Origin of the sequence: Enterococcus wangshanyuanii (assembly GCF_002197645.1) — a bacterium.
Classification (GTDB): Bacteria; Bacillota; Bacilli; order Lactobacillales; family Enterococcaceae; genus Enterococcus_L; species Enterococcus_L wangshanyuanii.
On sequence record NZ_CP021874.1, the window covers coordinates 1,013,850 to 1,034,057 of the forward strand.

General features: G+C 38.2%; 17 protein-coding genes. 2 read left to right on the plus strand and 15 right to left on the minus strand.

Annotated elements, in window-relative coordinates:
* The first annotated feature begins 19 nt into the window (after positions 1-19).
* Positions 20-406, plus strand: a complete 387-nt coding sequence (locus tag CC204_RS04780; protein WP_088269048.1) for a hypothetical protein — start codon at positions 20-22, stop codon at positions 404-406.
* A 393-nt stretch (positions 407-799) separates the two neighbouring features.
* Here the strand turns inward: CC204_RS04780 and nagA are convergent, their stop codons facing one another.
* Complete coding sequence (nagA, locus tag CC204_RS04785; protein ID WP_088269049.1) at positions 800-1,948, minus strand: N-acetylglucosamine-6-phosphate deacetylase; 1,149 nt, start codon at positions 1,946-1,948, stop codon at positions 800-802.
* A gap of 104 nt (positions 1,949-2,052) precedes the next feature.
* Entirely contained in the window at positions 2,053-2,880 is an 828-nt protein-coding gene (locus tag CC204_RS04790; protein ID WP_088269050.1) for a helix-turn-helix domain-containing protein, read from the minus strand.
* Between the two features lie 192 nt (positions 2,881-3,072).
* On the opposite strand from CC204_RS04790, the gene CC204_RS21340 reads away from it, so the two are divergent.
* A complete protein-coding gene (locus CC204_RS21340; RefSeq protein ID WP_088269051.1) occupies positions 3,073-3,249 on the plus strand; it encodes a hypothetical protein in 177 nt (58 codons plus the stop codon).
* Positions 3,250-3,335: 86 nt separating this feature from the next.
* On the opposite strand, the gene CC204_RS04800 is transcribed toward CC204_RS21340, so the two are convergent.
* The 13 genes from CC204_RS04800 to CC204_RS04860 form a co-directional block, all read right to left on the minus strand.
* Positions 3,336-4,553 (minus strand): pyridoxal phosphate-dependent aminotransferase, encoded by a 1,218-nt coding sequence (locus CC204_RS04800; RefSeq protein WP_088269052.1) that lies wholly within the window; start codon positions 4,551-4,553, stop codon positions 3,336-3,338.
* Positions 4,554-4,795: 242 nt separating this feature from the next.
* The gene (locus tag CC204_RS04805; RefSeq protein ID WP_088269053.1) at positions 4,796-6,451 is read right to left on the minus strand and encodes a glycoside hydrolase family 13 protein; all 1,656 of its coding nucleotides are present in this window, start codon (positions 6,449-6,451) and stop codon (positions 4,796-4,798) included.
* A gap of 107 nt (positions 6,452-6,558) precedes the next feature.
* A complete protein-coding gene (locus CC204_RS04810; protein WP_088269054.1) occupies positions 6,559-7,215 on the minus strand; it encodes a hypothetical protein in 657 nt (218 codons plus the stop codon).
* A gap of 382 nt (positions 7,216-7,597) precedes the next feature.
* Positions 7,598-8,341, minus strand: a complete 744-nt coding sequence (locus CC204_RS04815) for a peptidoglycan amidohydrolase family protein (protein WP_088269055.1) — start codon at positions 8,339-8,341, stop codon at positions 7,598-7,600.
* Positions 8,328-8,525, minus strand: coding sequence for a hypothetical protein (locus tag CC204_RS04820; RefSeq protein ID WP_157894233.1), 198 nt, complete (start codon positions 8,523-8,525; stop codon positions 8,328-8,330). The genes CC204_RS04815 and CC204_RS04820 overlap by 14 nt, the downstream gene beginning before the upstream one ends.
* Positions 8,518-9,039, minus strand: coding sequence for a phage holin family protein (locus CC204_RS04825; protein WP_088269057.1), 522 nt, complete (start codon positions 9,037-9,039; stop codon positions 8,518-8,520). Before CC204_RS04825 ends, CC204_RS04820 begins: the two co-directional genes overlap by 8 nt.
* A 103-nt stretch (positions 9,040-9,142) precedes the next feature.
* A complete protein-coding gene (locus CC204_RS04830; RefSeq protein ID WP_088269058.1) occupies positions 9,143-10,489 on the minus strand; it encodes a BppU family phage baseplate upper protein in 1,347 nt (448 codons plus the stop codon).
* Positions 10,490-11,242 carry a hypothetical protein gene (locus CC204_RS04835; protein ID WP_088269059.1) on the minus strand — a complete coding sequence of 251 codons (753 nt, stop codon included), beginning with the start codon at positions 11,240-11,242 and terminating at the stop codon, positions 10,490-10,492.
* A 14-nt stretch (positions 11,243-11,256) separates the two neighbouring features.
* Complete coding sequence (locus tag CC204_RS04840; protein ID WP_162288325.1) at positions 11,257-12,912, minus strand: BppU family phage baseplate upper protein; 1,656 nt, start codon at positions 12,910-12,912, stop codon at positions 11,257-11,259.
* Positions 12,913-12,929: 17 nt separating this feature from the next.
* Positions 12,930-15,587: a phage tail tip lysozyme gene (locus tag CC204_RS04845; RefSeq protein ID WP_088269061.1), complete on the minus strand. Its 2,658-nt coding sequence runs from the start codon at positions 15,585-15,587 to the stop codon at positions 12,930-12,932.
* A complete protein-coding gene (locus tag CC204_RS04850; RefSeq protein WP_088269062.1) occupies positions 15,584-16,297 on the minus strand; it encodes a phage tail protein in 714 nt (237 codons plus the stop codon). The genes CC204_RS04845 and CC204_RS04850 overlap by 4 nt, the downstream gene beginning before the upstream one ends.
* Positions 16,297-20,022 (minus strand): phage tail tape measure protein, encoded by a 3,726-nt coding sequence (locus tag CC204_RS21800; RefSeq protein WP_418253074.1) that lies wholly within the window; start codon positions 20,020-20,022, stop codon positions 16,297-16,299. Before CC204_RS21800 ends, CC204_RS04850 begins: the two co-directional genes overlap by 1 nt.
* Positions 20,012-20,200, minus strand: a complete 189-nt coding sequence (locus tag CC204_RS04860; RefSeq protein ID WP_088269063.1) for a hypothetical protein — start codon at positions 20,198-20,200, stop codon at positions 20,012-20,014. Before CC204_RS04860 ends, CC204_RS21800 begins: the two co-directional genes overlap by 11 nt.
* Between the last annotated feature and the right edge of the window lie 8 nt (positions 20,201-20,208).

The following is a 20,208-nucleotide window of genomic DNA, read 5'->3' on the forward strand; positions in this document are numbered from 1 at the left end:
TTTATTTAGGAGGTACCCAATGGATTTTCAGCTAATAAATGAACAGCTTATAGAACGAACCCCTCATGAATTTTTAACAGCCGTCTTAGCGACTGAACAAGAAGAAGATACTTCCATTATTTTTAGTAGTAGTTTAGAAGAACAATTTGAACAGGCTGTTGCATTTTTAAGCTCAGCTGAAACCTTGACTCTCGATGATCTAAAAGAATGGCAGGCAAATGAATTCCTGGTGGTTGCCCAAACGATCGACGGAGATTATATTGCTGGCACAAAGGAGCAAACCTTTATCATCCCTGTTTCATTATACACGTCTGATATTGAATCATTTGATCTGTTTCTGTCCGATTTTTTTATTGATTATTCTACTCAGAGGATTCATTCTTCTATATTGCCGATGTATCGTTGAAAAAAGACAAACGTGTTTATTTAGAATTAGAAGCCGAGATAACAGTTTTATCTCGGCTTCTTGTTTTCCCTTCCTTACGGTCGGCAACGTTCTTACTATTGATGAAAGTGAAAACATTAATAGTAAAGTACAGCCGATCACCTTTTTTCAAGTTCATTGTCGCCTCCTCACTTTTTTATTTTAACAGCAAAAAGAATAGATTAAATATAAAAATAAGAGGAGCTTAAGGACGAAATCCGATGAAATTTTGTGAAAATATAACATAGAATTATGTTTATTAAAAAGAACAAAATCTATCTAATTAGATAAGATAGTTCCTTTATCGTGCAAAAAAAGAGTGATGTGAAAACTAAAAAAATTAGTTTTACATCACTCTCTTTTTTTCACAAAGTACTAATTGCGGTATCTTTCGACTCCATCTAAATATGTTGCCGCTAGTTCCATCGTTGGTTCTAATACGATAAAGTCTGCATCTCGTCCTTTGGCAATCATCCCGCATTGATCATCGATTTTACAGCTGACTGCTGGTACTAATGTTGCCATCATGATTGCTTGTTCTGGTGTAGCAATTTCCCAGTCAACAACATTCTTGATTGCTTCTTTGAGTTTCAAGATACTTCCAGCTAAATTACCAGATTCTAAACGGGCAGTCCCATCTTTGACCACAACAGGAAACTCACCTAAGTTGTAGTTGCCATCAGGCATACCGCCGGCCATCATACAGTCGGTAATTAATGCAACATGATCGTGACCTGCTTTTTCCATCAAGATATCTGCTGCATTTGGATGTACATGATGTCCATCACAAATCAATTCAGAGAACACATGATTTAAAGACATCAATGCGCCAACCATTCCTGGTTCACGATGATTTAAGCCTCTCATCCCATTGTACGCGTGAACAAAAACACTAGCGCCGGCTTCAACAGCATCTGTTGCTTGTTCCAACGTTGCATCGCTGTGTCCTAAAGCAACAACGACTCCTTCATCTGTCACAGCTTTGACAAATTCTTTTACTCCGTTACGCTCAGGAGCAAGTGCGATCTTTTTGATCAACCCGCCGGAAGCTTCTTGCCATTCATTGAACGTATCTAAATCAGGATCACCAAAATAGCTAGGATTTTGCGCTCCTTTATGCTCTTCGGTAAAGAAAGGTCCTTCAAAATAGATGCCTTGTACTTTAGCACCAGGAACCTCTTGATAGACTTCTCCGATCGTTTGGGCGACATCTTTCAAACGCTCTTTACTTGATGTCAATGTTGTCGGTAAAAATGATGTTACGCCGCAAGATAATAAGCCTTCTGACATTACTTTCAAGCCCTCAGCATCGTTATCCATGACATCGTGATTCATAAATCCATGGATATGTGTATCCACTAGTCCTGGAGCAATCCATTTTCCTTCTTCTTTGATCACTTTTGCATCTGATTCAGGTACTTCCTTATAAAAATCTCCAAAAATGCCATCGGTAATTTCTAAATAGCCGGGTCCTTTTACATCACTTTTCAAAAAGAACTTTTCAGCAAAGATAAACGTTCTCATCTTCATCCTTCTTTCTCATTTTTTTCTACTTTAAAAGTACTCTTAAAATCAGTATAAGTCAAGAATGGTGTAGACCTTTTATCAAAAAACTTACCCTGTCTTTGTTAGATTTTAATGGTTTCAATATGTCGGATTTGATCAGACAATGCCTCGTATTCTTTCGCTTTATCAATAATTCCTTTGGCCAGCATCAATTGACTCTTCAATTGAAACAGCTCGCTTAAATAGTAATAGCTGTTTCTGTAGCGAGACCAGACGATCCCTTGATCGATGTAGATTTGTGCATCATCCAAACGCCCCTGATCTTTTAAAAATTTTGCGTAATTATAGAATATTTTTGTCAGTTCAGCATTTACCCGTTCATTTGGTAATTTATGAAAATAGTGAATACTGAGCTTTAAATATTTTTCAGCTTCAGTTGTTTTGCCTATACTGCCATAAGTACTGCCGATACAGCTGATCACCTGAATTTCAAAATCAGATAGATTATCTTTATTTGATTGGTACGTATAAGATAATCCTTTTTTCAGATCGAAGATCGCCTGCTCATAATTATTGTGAAGATAAAATTTACAACTACCTAAATAATAATAATAGCGCTGCCAATCCGTATCTAAATGAAGACGATCTTCGATTTTGGTCGCCTCCATGTAATCCATGATTTTGCTGTATTCTTTATGACGAAAATAATCAGCGATTTTTTCAAACATTTGAGTTAGCAGCCGAACGTCATCTGATTTAAACTGCATAATTTGATCGATCGTCACCCCTAAACGCTGGCAAAGCTGCTGCATCACAACAACATTCGGTAATTCTTCGTTATTTTCGATTCTGCTTAATACGCTCTGTGAGCAAATATCTTCTGATAACATTTTTTGTGTTAATTTTCGATTCTTACGAATTTCTTTAATAACAGCTCCAAAAGAATCCATTTCTTCACTCCTATGCCTATTTTAATTATCATAAACAATTAAAAATGCATCGTTTGATAAAAAAAAGGAAAATATGCGAATTCGCATTATGTATTTATTGTACTTTATTGCATAATATACTGCAAGAACATTACCTAACACTAGACCAAGACGATTTAAAAATTTTACTTTGTAAATAAGGAGTGTTTACTCATGGAGCAGGAGAAACGAATTAGCTTTAGCTGGGAAAAAAATAGTTATCTAGGCTACGTTGAAAAAGAATATGAAAATGCATATCTTGTTGTTGTTTCAGATCCAAGTCCAGACATGGAAGAAAAATATACAAATCGAATGGTAATTAGTAAAAAAGATTGCCGTGCCACAGACTGATCTTATTCTTGTTACGATAATCTTCATTAAAAAGCGGTTCAAAACTCTAATTCGTTTTGAGCCGCTTTTTTGTTGAATCAATTGTTTTATTTTTGTTTATAGGTGCTTAAGAATGTCCGCATCTTTTCTGTGGTCAATTTCAAGTCTTCCATTTTTGGTAAATAAACGATCCTAAAGTGGTCTGGCTGTGTCCAGTTAAAGCCCCCGCCATGGACCAATAAGATATGATGCTCATGAAGAAAATCCAGTACAAATTTTTCGTCATCGTAAATATCGAAACGCGCAGTATCGATTTTAGGAAAGATATAAAATGCTGCTTTTGGCTTCACAGCTGAAAGTCCAGGAATGTCATTGATCGCATTGTAAATATACTCTCTTTGTTCATAAACACGACCACCAGGTAAGAGTAACTCATCCACACTTTGATAACCACCTAATGCTGTTTGGATGATTTGCTGAGACAAGACATTTGAGCACAAGCGCATCGATGCCAACATATTCAATCCTTCAATATAACCTTTCACATGTTTTTTATTTCCGCTCAGCACCATCCAGCCGCAACGGAAGCCAGCGACCCGATGTGATTTAGATAAGCCGTTTAAGGTGACTACAAAAAGATCTGGAGCTAATGTTGCGATCGGAATATGAGTCAAACCATCCATGACCAAACGATCATAAATTTCATCAGAAAAGATGATCAAGTCATTTTGTCTTGCGATTTCTACGATCTGCTCTAAGATTTCTTTTGGATATAAAGCTCCTGTCGGATTGTTGGGGTTGATCAGCACGATGGCTTTTGTATTTGACGTAACTTTTGACTTGATATCGTCAATATCCGGGTTCCACTCTGCTTGCTCATCACAAATATAATGAACTGGATTGCCTCCTGCTAATGAAACAGATGCTGTCCATAAAGGATAATCCGGCATTGGGACTAAAACTTCATCGCCATTGTTCAATAAGCCCTGCATACACATTGTAATCAATTCACTGACACCATTTCCCGTATAGATATCATTGATCGTTACATTAGGAAAGCCTTTGACCTGACAGTATTGCTCGATCGCTTTTCTTGCTGAGAAAATTCCTTTTGAATCAGAATAGCCTTCTGAATTTCTGACATTTGTGATCATGTCGCGCACGACTTCGTTGGGTGCATCAAAACCAAACGGGGCGGGATTACCGGTATTAAGTTTTAAAATGCGGATACCTTCTTCCTGCATTCTGTCAGCTTCTTCTAGAACTGGACCACGTACGTCATAACTGACACCATCTAGTTTCTTGGACTTTTCGAAATTTCTCATACTGTCTCCCTCATTTTCAAAAAATTTATATCTTTAAAGTTACGCCACTCAGAAAAAAAAAGCAATGAAAAATTGGAAATTTTCTAAAAAATTTTTCTTTTTTGATTCTTTACTATAAAAAAATGTTTGAGACTCTCTCTTGCGACAGTCTCAAACATTTTTTGAACGAATCATAAAAGCCGGATAATTCTTTTGACACCTCAGATTTAAGCGTTAGTGCTTAGCTTCAATTTGATTCTTCATTAGTCTATTTTGTATTTATAAACTCTGGCTTCATAAGGCGCAAAGAGTGTGTGTTGATGGATTTCATAGTCGTTTAAATTAGACAATAAAAGTGTCCACTCTTCAATTCGCACATTTTCTGGTAAATCTGCTGAGGCAAATTCCTTCGACAGATTGATGATCACAACATAGCGCTCTTGTTCTAAACGACGCCCATAGACAAACAGCTGCGGATGCTCAGGTAGGTAAAGTGTATAACTGCCGTAAATCAGCGCATCTGTTTGATTTCTTAGTTTAATGACTTCTTTATAAAAATTCAAGATCGAATCTGGATCATTGGTTTCATCCAGTACATTGATTTCCTGCTTATTCGGATTGATTTTAAGCCACGGCTCTCGTTTTGAAAAACCTGCAAATTCTTCTGCTGTCCACTGCATCGGTGTTCTCGCATTATCACGTGAAGTTCTGCGGATCACGGCCATTGCAGTTTCTTCATCCAGTCCAGTTTGCAGCATGTCATAATAGAAGTTCTTCGTATCTACCGCATCAATATCCTCGATCGAGCGAAACGGCATATTAGTCATTCCGATTTCCTGTCCTTGATAAATGAACGGTGTACCCTGCAATAGCATAAACGTGAGCGCTAGAGCCTTCGCAGAGGACTTCCAAAAGACTGTTTCTTCACTCCCAAAATTAGAGACAGAACGAGGAATGTCATGATTTTCCATATAAAGTGCATTCCAGCCTCGGCCATTCGCTAACGCTTCTTGCCACAGAGTCAGCGCCTTTTTGAAATGAATGACATCCAAACGCTCCTCCTCGTTTCGGTTCCAAAGAGAAATATGGTCAAATTCAAACAACATATTGAAGTATCCTGCCTCTTCTCCTACCCATTGGTATGCTTCTTTCGCACTGACACCATTGGCTTCTCCTACAGTCAAAATGTCACGCTTTTTAAAAATGTCACGCAGTTCTTCCAGGTGCCTTTCAATACCGGAGACATTTTTATACGGTGCATGAGGATCCTCACCAGAGATTGTTTCAAGTGGCGCTTTTTTTATGTGAGAAATCGCATCTACTCTAAAGCCATCGATTCCCTTATCGAGCCACCAATCGATCATTGAAAACAGCTCTCGTTTCACACGAGGATTTTCCCAATTCAAGTCTGGTTGTTCTTTTGCAAAAACATGGAGATAATACTGCTTCGTATGTTCATCATATTCCCAGGCCGAACCGCCAAAAATCGACACCCAGTCATTTGGCGGCCCATCGATCGTGCCATCAGCCCAAATATAATAGTCTCTGTAATCATCTTTGAGCGAAGAACGCGACTCTAAAAACCACGAATGTTGGTTGGATGTATGATTGATCACTAGATCCATAATGACTTTGATCCCTAATTCATGAGCTTCTTCTAATAGTAGTTCAAACTCCTCCATTGTCCCAAAAGTTGAAAGGATTTTTTGATAATCGCTGATATCATAACCGTTATCTACATTAGGTGATTCATAAATAGGGGTGATCCAAATAAAACCGATCCCGAGGTCTTTCAAATAGTCGAGTTTTGAGCGAATGCCATTTAAATCACCAATACCGTCATTTGTCGTATCCATAAAGCTTCTTGGATAAATCTGGTAACCAACCGCCTCTTTCCACCATGCTCGTCTGATTGTCATTTGCCTCACCTTCGCTTCTTTGTTTTCTTACATTATATAGGATATTAGGAAAAAGCGTATGAGAGATGCCCATACGCTTTTTTTATCTATGCACTACTCGTTCTATTCTAGTCGATTGGCGTTAAATCAATTGCATAAGAAGTTAACAAATCAAAATACAAATCATTATTTAATGAGATATAATAAGTTTTTCCTGTTTCTAAATGAAGTGTGCTTTCAAAGTAAACTACATCTCCAGCTTTTCCCATCTCGCTAAAGCCAATATTCAGCATCTCTTCCTCATCACTGGAAAGTCTAAAGTTTCCACTTCCACCTGCATTAGAAAGTAGCGTCAAGTTTAGTAAATATTCATTACTTACAGCGGTAAATTTCATTTGCTCAACATCATAGGCATGATCAAATTGCCCTAGAATAGACACATTACTTTCGATTTGTTTATACTCGCCCCAATCTGGAAATTCATCTACTTTGACTTCAGAATAGATTTTTTTCCCTTCAATTTCATAAGCAATTCTAGCTGAGCCTTCTCCATTTGATGTAACTACACCTTCATGATCAATTGAAAAGCTAGGTGTATCATCCAAAAGAACCCACTTTTCTCCTGGTAATTGATAGGAATCTCCAACATGATCCAAAGTAAAATGTTTTGAATGCTCTCCGACATTTGTTCCACCCCAAGAGCTACCTAAAACATTCTTTCCAATAAACAAACCTCCAACTAACATGACTGCACCAAATACACTAACACTAATAGCCTTTTTCATCTCTATCCCTCGCTTTCTTATTGCAAGTTAATTGTATCACAAGAAACTTATAAATACCTTTATGATCAAAATAATAACCAATAATATTAGCGTTTTTTAAATGACTAAAAATAAAAAAGGCATCTCTGCCTTCTAAAATAATGCGGCCAAGAAGACTCGAACTTCCACGGGAGTACTCCCACCAGCCCCTCAAGCTGACGCGTCTGACAACATCAGTTAGTATCCTATCTTTTTTCTTGCGACAAAAAGCGCCTACCTCACAAGAGATAGGCGCTAAAGGAGTTGTTACCCGAAGGTAAATGAAAAAGTGTTAAGTTAGGGTTGTTGGTGGTATGTCTTGAATATACTACCTTAATATTTAAATTGCAAGAAATCAATTCCTTTATTTGATTTCTTTTGCGGATTTTTCCAATTGTTTTAATTGGTAGTTGTCATGATTGAATCGCATACGAGCCGTTGAACGTCCATATTTTTTCAATTGAGCTTCTGCAGTAGCAACTGCCTCATCTGTCGGTAGATACCAACGAGTCAAACCATTCATAAACCAAATCTCTGTTTTCCCATTTTTTCGTGTCACTTCGTAAATATACATCTCATCATCTCCTAAGTTTAGTGTTGGTGTTTCTGTGTTTTCATTTTCGTTATTATTGTTGTTGCTATTGCTACTCGTCTTTAATCGCCATACTTCAAAATAGCTAGGTTGATTAGTTGCCAAGTAATGATCGATATTATGTTCAGATACTGCAGTTCCTTGTTGGCCACCAGTCCAATAATCAACACTGATAAAGTCTTGTGAATTTTTCATTGTTCCGACGTGGCCACCAGCTCCGGCGCTATCAGCCATACTACGTCCCCAACTCATCATAACGATATCGCCTGCTTGAGCATTCCATTCCTGGTTAACTGCGATTCGCTCATAGCTGTTTTCCTTTAGATATGGTTCAAGTGTGACAGTGCTATACAAATACGCATAAGGTTTCCCGCCTGCATCCTTAATAGCTTGTGTGATTGAACCGGAACAATCTGCAGTTCCATCTGTTCCGTTTCGTGATCCATACATTGAATAAGTCAACATTCCTTTTCGAACATCAAACCAAAATACGAGTTGTTTGTCATTCGCTGCCATCAGAAACAACCTCCTCAATCAGATCATCGATTTCTTTATCAGACAGAGATAAATCCTTGTTCTCAATCAAGAAACGATTGATTGCTGCTACAGCGGTCCTTTTCTTCACTTCATTTGGTACTTCTCGTTTTGCCATTTCAGCAACTACTTTTACAACTTCATTTTTGACGATTTCTTTACTCATGTTTTTCATCCTTTCGATCAGGAAAATATTTGTCCATCTTTGCATATACTTCATCATGCAACCACTTCAAACTCAAATTAAATAGCCACATTGGATAGTTTTTCTCCCAGCCCAACACAGTTGCATTTGCAACAAAGGAAGAAAAGTTATGATAAATAAACGCTGCAGTAAAAACTGTAAAAATGACTGAATGTGTGCCAATCAAAAAATCGATGCAATAACAAATGCCGCATACAAGGAATATTAAGCCGTCTCTAATAAGCGAATCAATGACAACCTCTGTCTTTTTACGAACAACATTCGATCGTTGGGCTAGCATCCGCCCGGTGATCCAGTCCAACACCAAAACAGCTAATAACAACCCAATCAATACCGTATGCGATACCGTCCACTCATCCGAGAACACCCACTGCGGTATAGATAATACAGCAGCTCCCATGATTCCAAAGAACCAGCTGTTATCTCTTCCCATTTTTGTTAGCTGATCTCTTACTAATTCTAAAATCTCGTTCATTCTTTCTCCTACTTTCCAAAAATTATTCTTGCTGCAATAAACATGAGTACCCAAAAAGGAATGGCCAACAAGCAACCATTCCTAAATCCTTTATTAAATTCCATTACTTCACCTTACTTTCTAGCACCGTTACTCTTGCAGTCAACGCATCAAACTCGCTTTTTTTAGCATACAAATCCGACATCTTGAATTTGATTTGATACTCCAAATAAACTTGATCGATATTAACCACACTAGGTGCAGTTCCATCACTCGGCGGCGCATATAAAACGACATACACACACCCATCGTCTTGTATTCGTTGCCCTGTTTGGTTTTTATACTCTAACATAGTGATCTTATTCGTGGTGTTTGTGGCTCCACCGTGCCAAGTCGTTCCGTATATCTGTAAATTAACCTGGTAGCGAGACGTCCCCGGTGCGGTAGAACTTGCACCACTACCGCTGACATAAGCTACAGGTCTGATTGTTCCATCAACTAGCTTTCTTGCAGTAACGACTTTTTGAGCCAGTGTTGTTGCACCTAAAGAATCAAATAGACCAGGATTCTTATATTCAATATCTGCGATTAAATCAAACCTGCTGCAAACTTGCCTTTTTTGATCCGCAACTTTCGTTTGAGTTGTATAAATTCTATTATCTAACTCTGCTGAATCAGAATAGGATGTTGAACTTATCTCGTAATCAAATTGGTTAGGATTTAACGTATCTTTCCCCATATTTGAAAACATTCTATGAGGATTCTCGACAACACTAGCTGATACCTTATTGATAAAGTTTGCAGTCGTTTGTAGAAGAATTTCTTTACCGCTAAAAATACTTGATAGATCACTAATGGTCACAATATCTTGATTAATGATTTTTTGTTGATTATCATCTACCTTTACCATTAACTGATTCATCGTGTCTGCAGCTGTTGCCAATCCCTCATTGATGCCTGATAATCCGTTGGTGAAGTTTTCAAGTTCTTGATCAACTTTTACCTGTAAAGATGTAATCACATCATCTAGCGACTTAAAATAGAATTCCTCTATCTCTGGCATATTCTGATCGATAGCAGAACGGACCATTGTAAAACCATACTCGGCTAAATCGATTTGTTGGCCATTTTTTAGATCGAGATAGACATTCATGATCACTTTACCTGCGTAGCCTTTTAAACGATCTGTGATGATATAAGATATTCGCCTACGGTGGTTAGCTTCGATGGTAGCTGTATCTTCAATTTTCTTGACTACCCCATCTTGCGTGACAGTTAAAAGCACCTTGATTGTTTCGACATCTTCAAAATCTAGTTCAAAGATTTTAGGAGTCGCAACCGGAATGATCAGCTTAGATACATTGTTGTCGTATGAATAAACGACACTCTCAAGAGTTTGTCTCTTGTGAGCGCCGTTAGTGATTGTTGCATCCGGAGTGACTAGTTCTTGTTTGAAGTAATTTGTACTCATTTACGCCACTCCTTCTATTTTTCTGATTCTTAAATTGCTAGTTATATCTTTCATTGTCCCAAGATCAAGACCTTTGTTTTGCGTAACTGTTAGTTGAGTATGTGAATTCCTGGTAATGCGGATTTCAAATAGGATCGCTCCAGCTGGTCCGTTAAACACATCAAACTCACGCAAGTTAAATGATTGATTTGATTCGAATTCTTGGCAAATTCTTGATATCCCATCGTCAAGCTCATACCACACTCTAATAGTTTTAAAATGCGTCATGTGCTGATTTAGTGTAATAATATCCCCTGCATTTTTTGCTGTGCCAGCCCAAACTTCCTGAATCCGGGGAAGATATGTCCAACCTTCCGGATTGTATGAAGAGCCGTCTGTGTGCATCGTATAATACCATAATCGACCTTCATATCCTTCGGTTAACCATATTTGTTTTCTAGCTCCACCACCTACTTCTATTCTTAAATGGATGAAAGCACCCGTATTGCTCAATCCTCCCGGCAATCCGCTGAAATCGGCGTATGTCTCATACAGCCCAGGCGGAATATCAAAAACAGAATTGTATTGCCTCAATGCACCTTGGAGCCTAATATTTTTAGCTCCTTTAAATACTTCCGGCGTAGCGAAGCCATTCGTAAATCCGTTTACTGGTTTATGTGCTTCCAGCTCATTCGACCCGATGTGATTCTCTAACAACAGAATTAGTTTTTTTACTGTAGGAAGCAAGTTCAACTCTTTTATATCAAATTTCATTCTTCATCGCCTCCCTAATACGTAAATGATCGATTGGTTGCCCGACCGAAACCAAATACATCTACTTTTTTAGCTGTAGTATCGACAGACAACACAGACCAGCAATCTTCTTGAGGTGTGTCTATCAATGTCGGATCGCTAAAGCCACCATTTAAGCATCGCATTTGCGTAAACTTTATACTTTCGCCTAGCTGGTTAAACCCTTCGTCGTGCCAGTGACCGCAGATATAGCCAACTAAAGTCGCTGGCCCTTGCTGAGTAAAGTCTGCAGTAAAATTGACTAGGTGATCAGGATAAACACTCTTGATTGGTACCGTTGTTCCTAGCTTATAGGCTTCAAGTATTTTGATTAGACATTCCCGATTATCAAATTTTTCATCGTGGATCGGACAATGGCCAAAAACGATAACATGATAATCAATTGGCACTTTCAACGCTACATCTGCCAACCATTTGAGCTGCTCTTGTTGCATTGCAAAATGATCGTGTGATCCGTATTTGTATGTTCCATCAGCGTTAAATACGTTTTGGTTATTGTCATTTGTATTTAAACCAATCACACGGATTTTCTTGTCTTCGAAGTCTTTGTAAAAATACAAGCTATCGCCGTTTCTTACTTCGTCAAACAATTTTGTTTTTGATTCGTAAAAATCTTTAAACTCTTCGTTGGTGATAATGTCACCCGGCATGACTTTACCAATATCACGTTTAAACGGCGGCGATCCGTTATCGTGGTTGCCGAGATTTACAAACGTCGGAATGGCGGCGGATCGTATTGCTTTAATGCCGAATTTCCTTTGTTGTTGCTCTGAAATCTCTTTATCCTTAATGTAACAATCTGCATTGTCGCCGTTATAAATCGCTACATCCGCTAGATCCTGTAACGACTGCATGTTCGTTAGGTGTGACCAGAAATATTGTGCATATTTCCATGATGTTCGTTCATAACCGTAGTCTGTATGGATATCGGTCATATGCAGTACATTAAATTTAGTTTGATCAATTTTTTGTCGCAACAAATTTAGAGCAGAAGAAAAAACAGGTCTTGGTGTCTCTCCGCCGATTTGCAGTGCTGCGTTTGTTTGTAACGTTCCGTTTAATTCTTCTTGCTGCTTCTGCAGCTCATTCAATTGGTTTAGAAGTGCTCCTCCTGGGTCGATTGATTCCAAAAGCTCTTTGTTATCTTCAACAAACTTCATCCAATCTTCCAATAGTTTATCGATTTCTCCGTTACTATTGGCGATTGCATCATTCAATTGATTCAATAAATCTTCTAATCGCTGGATATATGATTCTCCATCAATCAACATTTTAAGGATTGAGGATTGAATTGTATACGTGAAATTTTGAGTGGTGTCTAATAGAACGCCATCTTCGTAGATTTCGAAGTATCCCTCTTGATCGCCGACCCGTTGCATACAGTCGTCATCCATCACAAATTGAAAAAGCCCTTCTTTGGGCTTCAATACAGTCGCTTCTTTTTCAATCAAAATATATTGTTTGAAACTTGTACAAAAAAGTACCCGCAATCCTGTTAGATCATAGGGCACCCCATTCTGCACTATCTTAAAATCAAATATTTCACTATTGACATTACCTTGTCTTACTGGCAATACACCCAAATGATTGTATGGTTCCGTTGTACTTAATGTACCCGCCCATTTTGACATGTGCATTTTCCTTTCTTTTAAAATGTAATGACATCACGTGGATTGATTCTTGATGTCGCAGTTGAATCGCCTCTGCGGACTTCGAAGTGCAAATGAACACCTGTGGAAGCTCCCGTAGTCCCCATTACACCAATAACAGTAGCATTGGTTACCTTATCCCCTTGCTTAACATTTATACTGCTCAAATGTCCGTAGTAAGTGTAATAGCTATTACCATGATCTATCATGATGTAATTTCCTTCCAAAGTAGGATTGCTTCCTACGGTCATGATCGTTCCCGAGTTAGCTGCGTAAATATCGGGTGTGCTACCAGCTGGAACAGAAGCCAAATCAATGCCGCCGTGAGTGCCTGCAGCGCCTCCGCTATTGTAATCTGGTTCATCCCATTCTTGCGTGACTACATAATTTGCTCTGACTGGTGAAAGCCATCCAGCGGTTGGTGGTTTCAAATCCTTCAACTTGTCATACCAATATTGCGCTTGAGTTCCGCGGATTGGTTGATTAACATCTTTCGGATGTTCATAAAATGCGATGAAGTAATCAGCGGCAAGTTTTACATCCTTCAATTTAGTAAATTCTTTGAAACTAATATTCGCTAGATCCGGTCTTTCGTAATTAGGGAACCATTGGACGTTGTTTTCCATTTCCCATTGGATTCTTTGACACTGTGCATCTAACGTTCGATAGTCAAGCCCACGATCATTACACCAATCAACAAGTTTTGATTTTGGTGTCCATTGCACAAGACCATAACCGCCTCCACCGCTAATTTCGTCAATGTCCGGCATGATTCCAGATTCTGATTGCATATTCCCAAGCATTCCAGCAATCGACTCAACCGACCATCCCTTTTCCTTGAAGAACTGCCAAATCGCCCAGGCATTTTTTTCTTGATCTGTTGTTAGTTCGGGTGGCACTCCACCGCCTCCACCGCCTCCGCTTCCATTTCCACCTGGTTTGATTTCTTGACCATCGATAAATAGTTTCCCTCTTTCAATGTACAAATCACCTTTAACATGTAAATCACCATCATGAGTCATTGTCCCGAAAGTATTTAGCAATTCCGCATCTCTTTTTGAATTGTACGGAATTTCCAATACTTTCGCGCCGTCGCCGTCAGTTAACATAAAAAAGTTTCCTTTTTCTAAAATAATACTTATTCCTTCTGCATCTTTACTACTTACAGGGGTAATTCTTCCTATTTTAGTTTTTCCATCCCAACCAATAAAGTTAATTCTACCTTTTTCAATCTCAATCCCAGTGAAACTTTTTTCAAAAGAAGTTCGGAACATGATCCCTTCTAGAATTCCAGACCTGATAAAATCAGCATTAAATATGCCATCAATAGTCCATGCTGTAAGAAAATCGCCATTCCATCCATTTTTCGAAAATCCGATTCCTGATTTATTCATCCGCAATACATGCTTTGCTGTGGTGATATCATCAGTGTCCATGATACCGATATCAGAAGGTTCGTTTTTAGGAACTTGTATCACATGACCACCTGAGTTTCCTGTAATCATTTGAGATGCTTGAATAAGATTTTTGGATATTTTTTCTGATGTTTTTACAAGTTCTTTTTTTGCCTCTACAAGTTGAGTCTGGATATTATTGGAATATTTTTTTAGGTCATTACCCAAAACGACGGATTTCCATTTGAATAGTGTCGGATAGAACACACCTTCAAAGAGCCTTTCTTCAATCTCTATATCTATTTCTTTCAGACGAACTTGAGCTGTATCTCCAAAATGAAGTCTAGATACTTGATTATAGATAGCTGAGTATTCAGTTGTATTTTCTAAAGAAATCATATTAACTGAATGTGTAACCTTTGGCTCATGGATTCTCTCTTTATCAAATAATGATTTTCCCCACTTTATTAGTTCGCCGGTCGTTTTGCACTCACTATTTTCTCGTCTTCCTATTCGTTTATTTTGATCGTTAACACCACTCACTTCTAAATACTTATAAGTTATAGGCGGTTGATCACTATCATACTGCTTCCCTTCCGGTTCCCCACCAACAAGATATAGACTATTAATGACAGAAGAGTCATCTGAAAATTCTTCTATAGATTCCAAATTGATACCAAAATCGATTCGAAAACCACTATCAGTTCCTATTCTTTGCTTCATCGTCAAATTGTAGTTATCCATATCAAGTTCACCGCTGATAACTCCAGCTAAATTTTGATTGCCATTATTTTGACCAATCATTGCATCTATCGGATTGACTTCTTTCGCAGTAAATTGATGTTTAGTGGTGATATCTGATTTGTAGACAAATGGTTGTTTAAAAGCTAAATTACTCGCTAAGTTTGACATTATTTGACTGCCGTTTCCATTTGCAGTAAAACTCGATGGTATGAAATTTCTCTTCGCTTCAAAACCAATATGCTGCGCAGTAAACGATACATTCGATAGGTTTTTTCGAACACTAAAGATTTTGAAGAATTGCCAAGAACCATCTTCCCATATTGCTTTTACATATCTATCTCGTTTGATTTCCTCTCTAAATTGACCATTCAATTTATAAACACCGTAAAAAGAATAGGTACTATTAATACTTCTAGTAATCTCTGGTAACTGCTCAAAATCAATCAAAGTTATTCCGTGTTCAGTAAAATCTTTTGGAATATCTTCATATAGATAAACCTCATATGTCCTGTTTCTCAAATCCACACACTCCTTAAAAGCACAGTTGCTTTTTGGATATTTCCTTCAACGAGAATCGTATTGTCTCCTGGATAAATTAACGGCCAGTCGCCTTTACTTCTAATCCGCTTTCCATTCTGTATACAATTTCCAAGTTGAGTATCAATCGTACATAAACCAACAGCTGTATCTATCAATTCAATTGATCTATCTTTGATAGTAATTCTCACAACCCCTCCAGCTGAATCCAATTCAAAATACGGATGGGCTATCTCTGTTCCATGATCATGAATTATATTGGATCCCGTACGCAGTAGCTTAGGTTCTTCTCCCACCTTTCTCCTGAAGGGCTGACAACGAAATGATAGTTCAAACTTATAAAAATGACCCATTTCATTTTTAAACGATAATGGCGTATTCATGTTACAATGCGCCTCTAAATATTTATCCGGATTATTATGTGTGATTAATTTCCCCTTCCCGGTCAACCATCGTTTAACCTTCTCGATATTTTTGTAAGGTATCGTAATTTCTGGAATTCTTAGGTCAAAGGAATCATAATCTCCATACCATTCATGATAGTCACCATTACGTCCTAAAAGTGATGTAACCTCAATTCTAGGACTTGGTGAGATTTCTTCTAGTTCATCTAAAATCATACAACGGTGGTCAATGAGAGCATTTTCACCTTTCCAAATAAAATTTGGTGTATCTTTGCTTAAACGCTCCATTAAAAACCACCCCCTGTATCAATCATGCTTTGACGATCCATTTGATACATTTGTCGATCTAATTTCATCAATTCTGACGGATTATTCAAATCGACTTTGCCAAAATGATTATGCACCTCTGGTGTACTTGATTGTTGACCTAGCATTTCCAATAGTGCTTCCATTTTCGCTAACAATGATTCAACCGCCTGACTGCTATCTTTTTCCTCTTTGTTAGCAGTACTCATTTTTTCTTGTGCAGCCATTGATAAACCGTCTAAAACTGGTGACATAATCTCTTTGTTACCAAGTGAAGCCATGATAGATTGACCAATTTCTCCTAATACTTTCGGCGTTAATGGAATCGCTGCCTCTTGACCAGCTTCTCCAAATCCTTGTGCTTGTCCTCCGTACATCCCTGCAACAACTGGACGTTTGAAAAGGGCACCTTTCGCATTCCATTTAACATCAATTCCCGATGGATAAGTAATTTCCTTTCCAAGAACCTTCTTAGTTGAAGTCTTCAAGCCAAAACTAGGAAACTTGATCTTTTTAAAGAAGTCCACAATATCGCCAATCATTTTGCCAACGTAATCTTTGGCTTGTCTTAGTGGAGTCATAATAGCTTCTTTAACTTTGTTGAATTTTTCCGTAACCATAGAGACTACTTGTTCGAACTTTTCAGTCAAACCTTGCCATATTCCACTCGCTATATTGATAACCCCTTCTTTGGCTTCGGTAATTTTAAGCACAATTCCATCTTTTACATTAGTAAAAATCTCCACTGCAGAGTCCTTAATTTTCGAAAACCAATTTACTAAACCATTCCATAGTTCACCTATTTTATTGATAACAGCAACATAAACTTCTACCACAGGTGTAATCACACCTTCTTTAAACATTTGCCAAAGTTCACGAGTAACCATTACTATTTCGTTCCATTTTTCATTGAGCCAAGTATATAAATCAGTTAATTTCTGTACTATAAAATCGTATACAGAAACTATCGGATCTATAATATATTTCACAATTTGCTCCCAAGCCCATTGAGTAGCTATTTTTATTGCTTCCCAAGCAATCGTTGCCCCAGCCACTATTAACAACCATATTGCTTCTAATGCAGTTTGCATCAGCGAAATAGGAACCGTAATTATTTTTACAAATGTATCAATAAACGGTTTAGTCATTTCAATTAGACTGTTCCAAAAATCCGCAACTACTTGTTTTATTCCGGTCCATGTTTCAGAGAACCACTTTCCCAAATCTGAAAGCTTGCTACTAATCGCTTCGTGAAACGCTTGCCATTTCTCAACAATCCCATCAATTAAACCTGAGAAGAATTCTGATACTGTAGAAATAATATTGTTCCACGCATCTGCAACGGATTTTGAAACGCCTTCCCATGTTTCGGAAAAGAACTTTGCTATTCCATTAAAGGTTTTGGTTGTGAAATCAACGATCTCATCCCAGTATTTAACAATAATGAAAACTAATGCAGCGATAGCAGCTCCTATTAATACAGGCCAACTAAATATTACAGTAACGATTGATCCCAAAGCTGGTAGTAACGTCCCCGTAACCCAAGGTATCAATCCAGCTAAAGCGCCGCCTTCTACAAATAATCCCGCTATCGCTCCTATTGAAGTAGCAATCTTACCAAAAAATATTAACAACGGACCGATGGCCGCTACTAACGCAACTACGCTCATAATAATCTTTTGAACCATCGGATCAGCGTTACTGAATGCTTCAGCGACCTTAGTCAACATTTCAAACAAAGGTTTCAAAGCATCCAGCATATCTGATAAAGCGTCCATTAAAGGACCACCAAATTCGATACCTAGATCAGTTACTTGGTTTTTTACCATTTTTAATTTTGATTCAAAGGTTTCATACCTTTTTGAAGCTTCATCGGTCAGCGCAGTATTTTCTCCCCATGCCTCTGTTCCTGTTTTTACAGCATCTGAAAAGACATCACTTGCTCCCGAAGCTCTTAATAAAGAATCTCGAAGGCGTACTTCTTTAATGTCCATGTCATCTAAAACTTTAATGGCCGTCGTTCCATGTTTTTCCGCTTCGCTTAAACCTTTGATAAAACTGATTATGGCTCCGGTTGCATCTTCTTTGAACGCTTTGCTAAATTGTTCACTGGACATACCAGCAACATCGGCAAAATTATCTAGTGAAGAAGCTGATTTATCTGCATCTTTGACCATTTTCTTTAGTTCAGAAGAAGTAAGCCCCATTTGACCAGAAACAGAAGTTAACTCTTTTCCTCCAACTCGAATGGCATTTGATACTGATTCCCATGAAAGACCAGCTTTTGCAGCTGTCTCTTTTAGATCATCAAATGCTCCTCCGCCTTTTTCAACTGCAAGTTGCATCTGAACCATTACTTTAGAAAAAGCAGATCCTCCAGCTTCTGCCTCAACACCGACAGAAGATAATGCAGCAGCGAAACTCATGATTTCAGCTTCTGACATTCCAACTTGATTACCAGCACCGGCTAATCGCAATCCCATCGCAGTGATTTCTGACTCAGTAGTTGCAAAATTATTTCCCAAATCAACGATCGTTGCTCCGAGCTTGTCGAACTCGCTTTGGGGCATACCTGTAATGTTTGCCAATCTAGCTAAAGCTGTTGCAGCTTCATCTGCTGACATATTGGTGGATTCACCTAAATCGACCATTGTTTTAGTAAACGACAGCACATTTTCTGTCTTAATCCCTAATTGCCCAGCCGATTCTGCAACAGCACTGATCTCAGCAGCTGAAGCTGGTAGTTCTTTCGCCATATCACGGATTCCTTTTTCCAAGTCTCCATATGATACAGTTACTTTTCCGTTACTATCTACTGCTTCATCAACTGTTTTTTTTACACCGGCAAACGCAGATTCGAAATCAGAAGCAGCTTTTACTGACAAAGCAGTTCCAGCAACGATCGGGGCAGTAATCCCCATGGAGTATGATTTCCCGACATTCTGCATTCCCGATCCTATATTTTTTGCTTTGTCGCTGAAATTCTTCAAACCATCAGTTGCAAGCTTATACTCATTAGTAAATTCTTGACTGGCCAATTTTGCATCTAATAACTCTTTTTCAAGCTTGTCTACTTCTGTAGAATTTTCTCCAAATTCCTTTTTAGCTAGACTTAGCTGTTTTTCCAAATTATCAACTTGATCAGCACTGTTTTTCATCTGATCTGCCAGTCGTTGTTGCTCCAACTTAGCTTTTTGAGCTTCCGTAGCATTGTTGCCTAAAGCCGCTTTCTGTAAATCGTATTCTTTATTCAATTTTTCAGAAGAGCTGGCAAGAGATTCTTGCTCCGATTTGAGCTGCTGCATTTGCTGTGCCCGATCTGACTCAGCTTGCTTCGCTTCTTTTAATTTATCGGAGGTCACAGAAACTTTATTGGCTAGTTGTTGTTCAGCGATTTGAGCAGATCGTAACTCTTTTTCCATTTTAGCCACTGCTTCTGAATTATCTCCGAATAGGCGCTTAGTCTCCTCTAACGCTTTTTCAGTTGCTTCTGTTTTATTTTTAGCAACTTCATATTGTTTTTCGAGGTTTCCTAATGCAGCTGTCAATTTTTGAGTCTCTGTACCATTTACTTTGAGTTGTTCTGATTCAAGTTTCATTTCTTGACGTAGCTTTTTTGCATCGCCTTCCATTTCTTGAATACCTTGACGGAACTCTTTGTGATAGACTTTAAACGTGACCTTCGTTTCATTGTTTTTATTTGCCATTTTGTTTTGACCTCCTCTCTTCTTCAGATAACTTCCATTGCTCAAACGCAGACTTGTTCATTGCTATTTCATGAACAGAACTAAGTGGTAAATGCCAAAAATCATCTTCATTGACACCAAAAATAAAGACATAAAGGCTATACAAATCCTCTATGTCTTCTATTTGAATATCCGGCATTGCTCCAG

Excerpts from the sequence above, each read along its gene's own strand:
- CC204_RS04800 (WP_088269052.1), bottom strand. The coding sequence starts at position 4,553 with ATGAGAAATTTCGAAAAGTCCAAGAAACTAGATGGTGTCAGTTATGAC.
- CC204_RS04825 (WP_088269057.1), bottom strand. The coding sequence starts at position 9,039 with ATGAACGAGATTTTAGAATTAGTAAGAGATCAGCTAACAAAAATGGGA.
- CC204_RS21340 (WP_088269051.1), top strand. The coding sequence starts at position 3,073 with ATGGAGCAGGAGAAACGAATTAGCTTTAGCTGGGAAAAAAATAGTTAT.
- CC204_RS04830 (WP_088269058.1), bottom strand. The coding sequence starts at position 10,489 with ATGAGTACAAATTACTTCAAACAAGAACTAGTCACTCCGGATGCAACA.
- nagA (WP_088269049.1), bottom strand. The coding sequence starts at position 1,948 with ATGAGAACGTTTATCTTTGCTGAAAAGTTCTTTTTGAAAAGTGATGTA.
- CC204_RS04810 (WP_088269054.1), bottom strand. The coding sequence starts at position 7,215 with ATGAAAAAGGCTATTAGTGTTAGTGTATTTGGTGCAGTCATGTTAGTT.
- CC204_RS04860 (WP_088269063.1), bottom strand. The coding sequence starts at position 20,200 with ATGCCGGATATTCAAATAGAAGACATAGAGGATTTGTATAGCCTTTAT.
- CC204_RS04840 (WP_162288325.1), bottom strand. The coding sequence starts at position 12,912 with ATGTCAAAATGGGCGGGTACATTAAGTACAACGGAACCATACAATCAT.
- CC204_RS04805 (WP_088269053.1), bottom strand. The coding sequence starts at position 6,451 with ATGACAATCAGACGAGCATGGTGGAAAGAGGCGGTTGGTTACCAGATT.
- CC204_RS04835 (WP_088269059.1), bottom strand. The coding sequence starts at position 11,242 with ATGAAATTTGATATAAAAGAGTTGAACTTGCTTCCTACAGTAAAAAAA.
- CC204_RS04780 (WP_088269048.1), top strand. The coding sequence starts at position 20 with ATGGATTTTCAGCTAATAAATGAACAGCTTATAGAACGAACCCCTCAT.
- CC204_RS21800 (WP_418253074.1), bottom strand. The coding sequence starts at position 20,022 with ATGGCAAATAAAAACAATGAAACGAAGGTCACGTTTAAAGTCTATCAC.
- CC204_RS04815 (WP_088269055.1), bottom strand. The coding sequence starts at position 8,341 with ATGGCAGCGAATGACAAACAACTCGTATTTTGGTTTGATGTTCGAAAA.
- CC204_RS04790 (WP_088269050.1), bottom strand. The coding sequence starts at position 2,880 with ATGGATTCTTTTGGAGCTGTTATTAAAGAAATTCGTAAGAATCGAAAA.
- CC204_RS04820 (WP_157894233.1), bottom strand. The coding sequence starts at position 8,525 with ATGAGTAAAGAAATCGTCAAAAATGAAGTTGTAAAAGTAGTTGCTGAA.
- CC204_RS04850 (WP_088269062.1), bottom strand. The coding sequence starts at position 16,297 with ATGGAGCGTTTAAGCAAAGATACACCAAATTTTATTTGGAAAGGTGAA.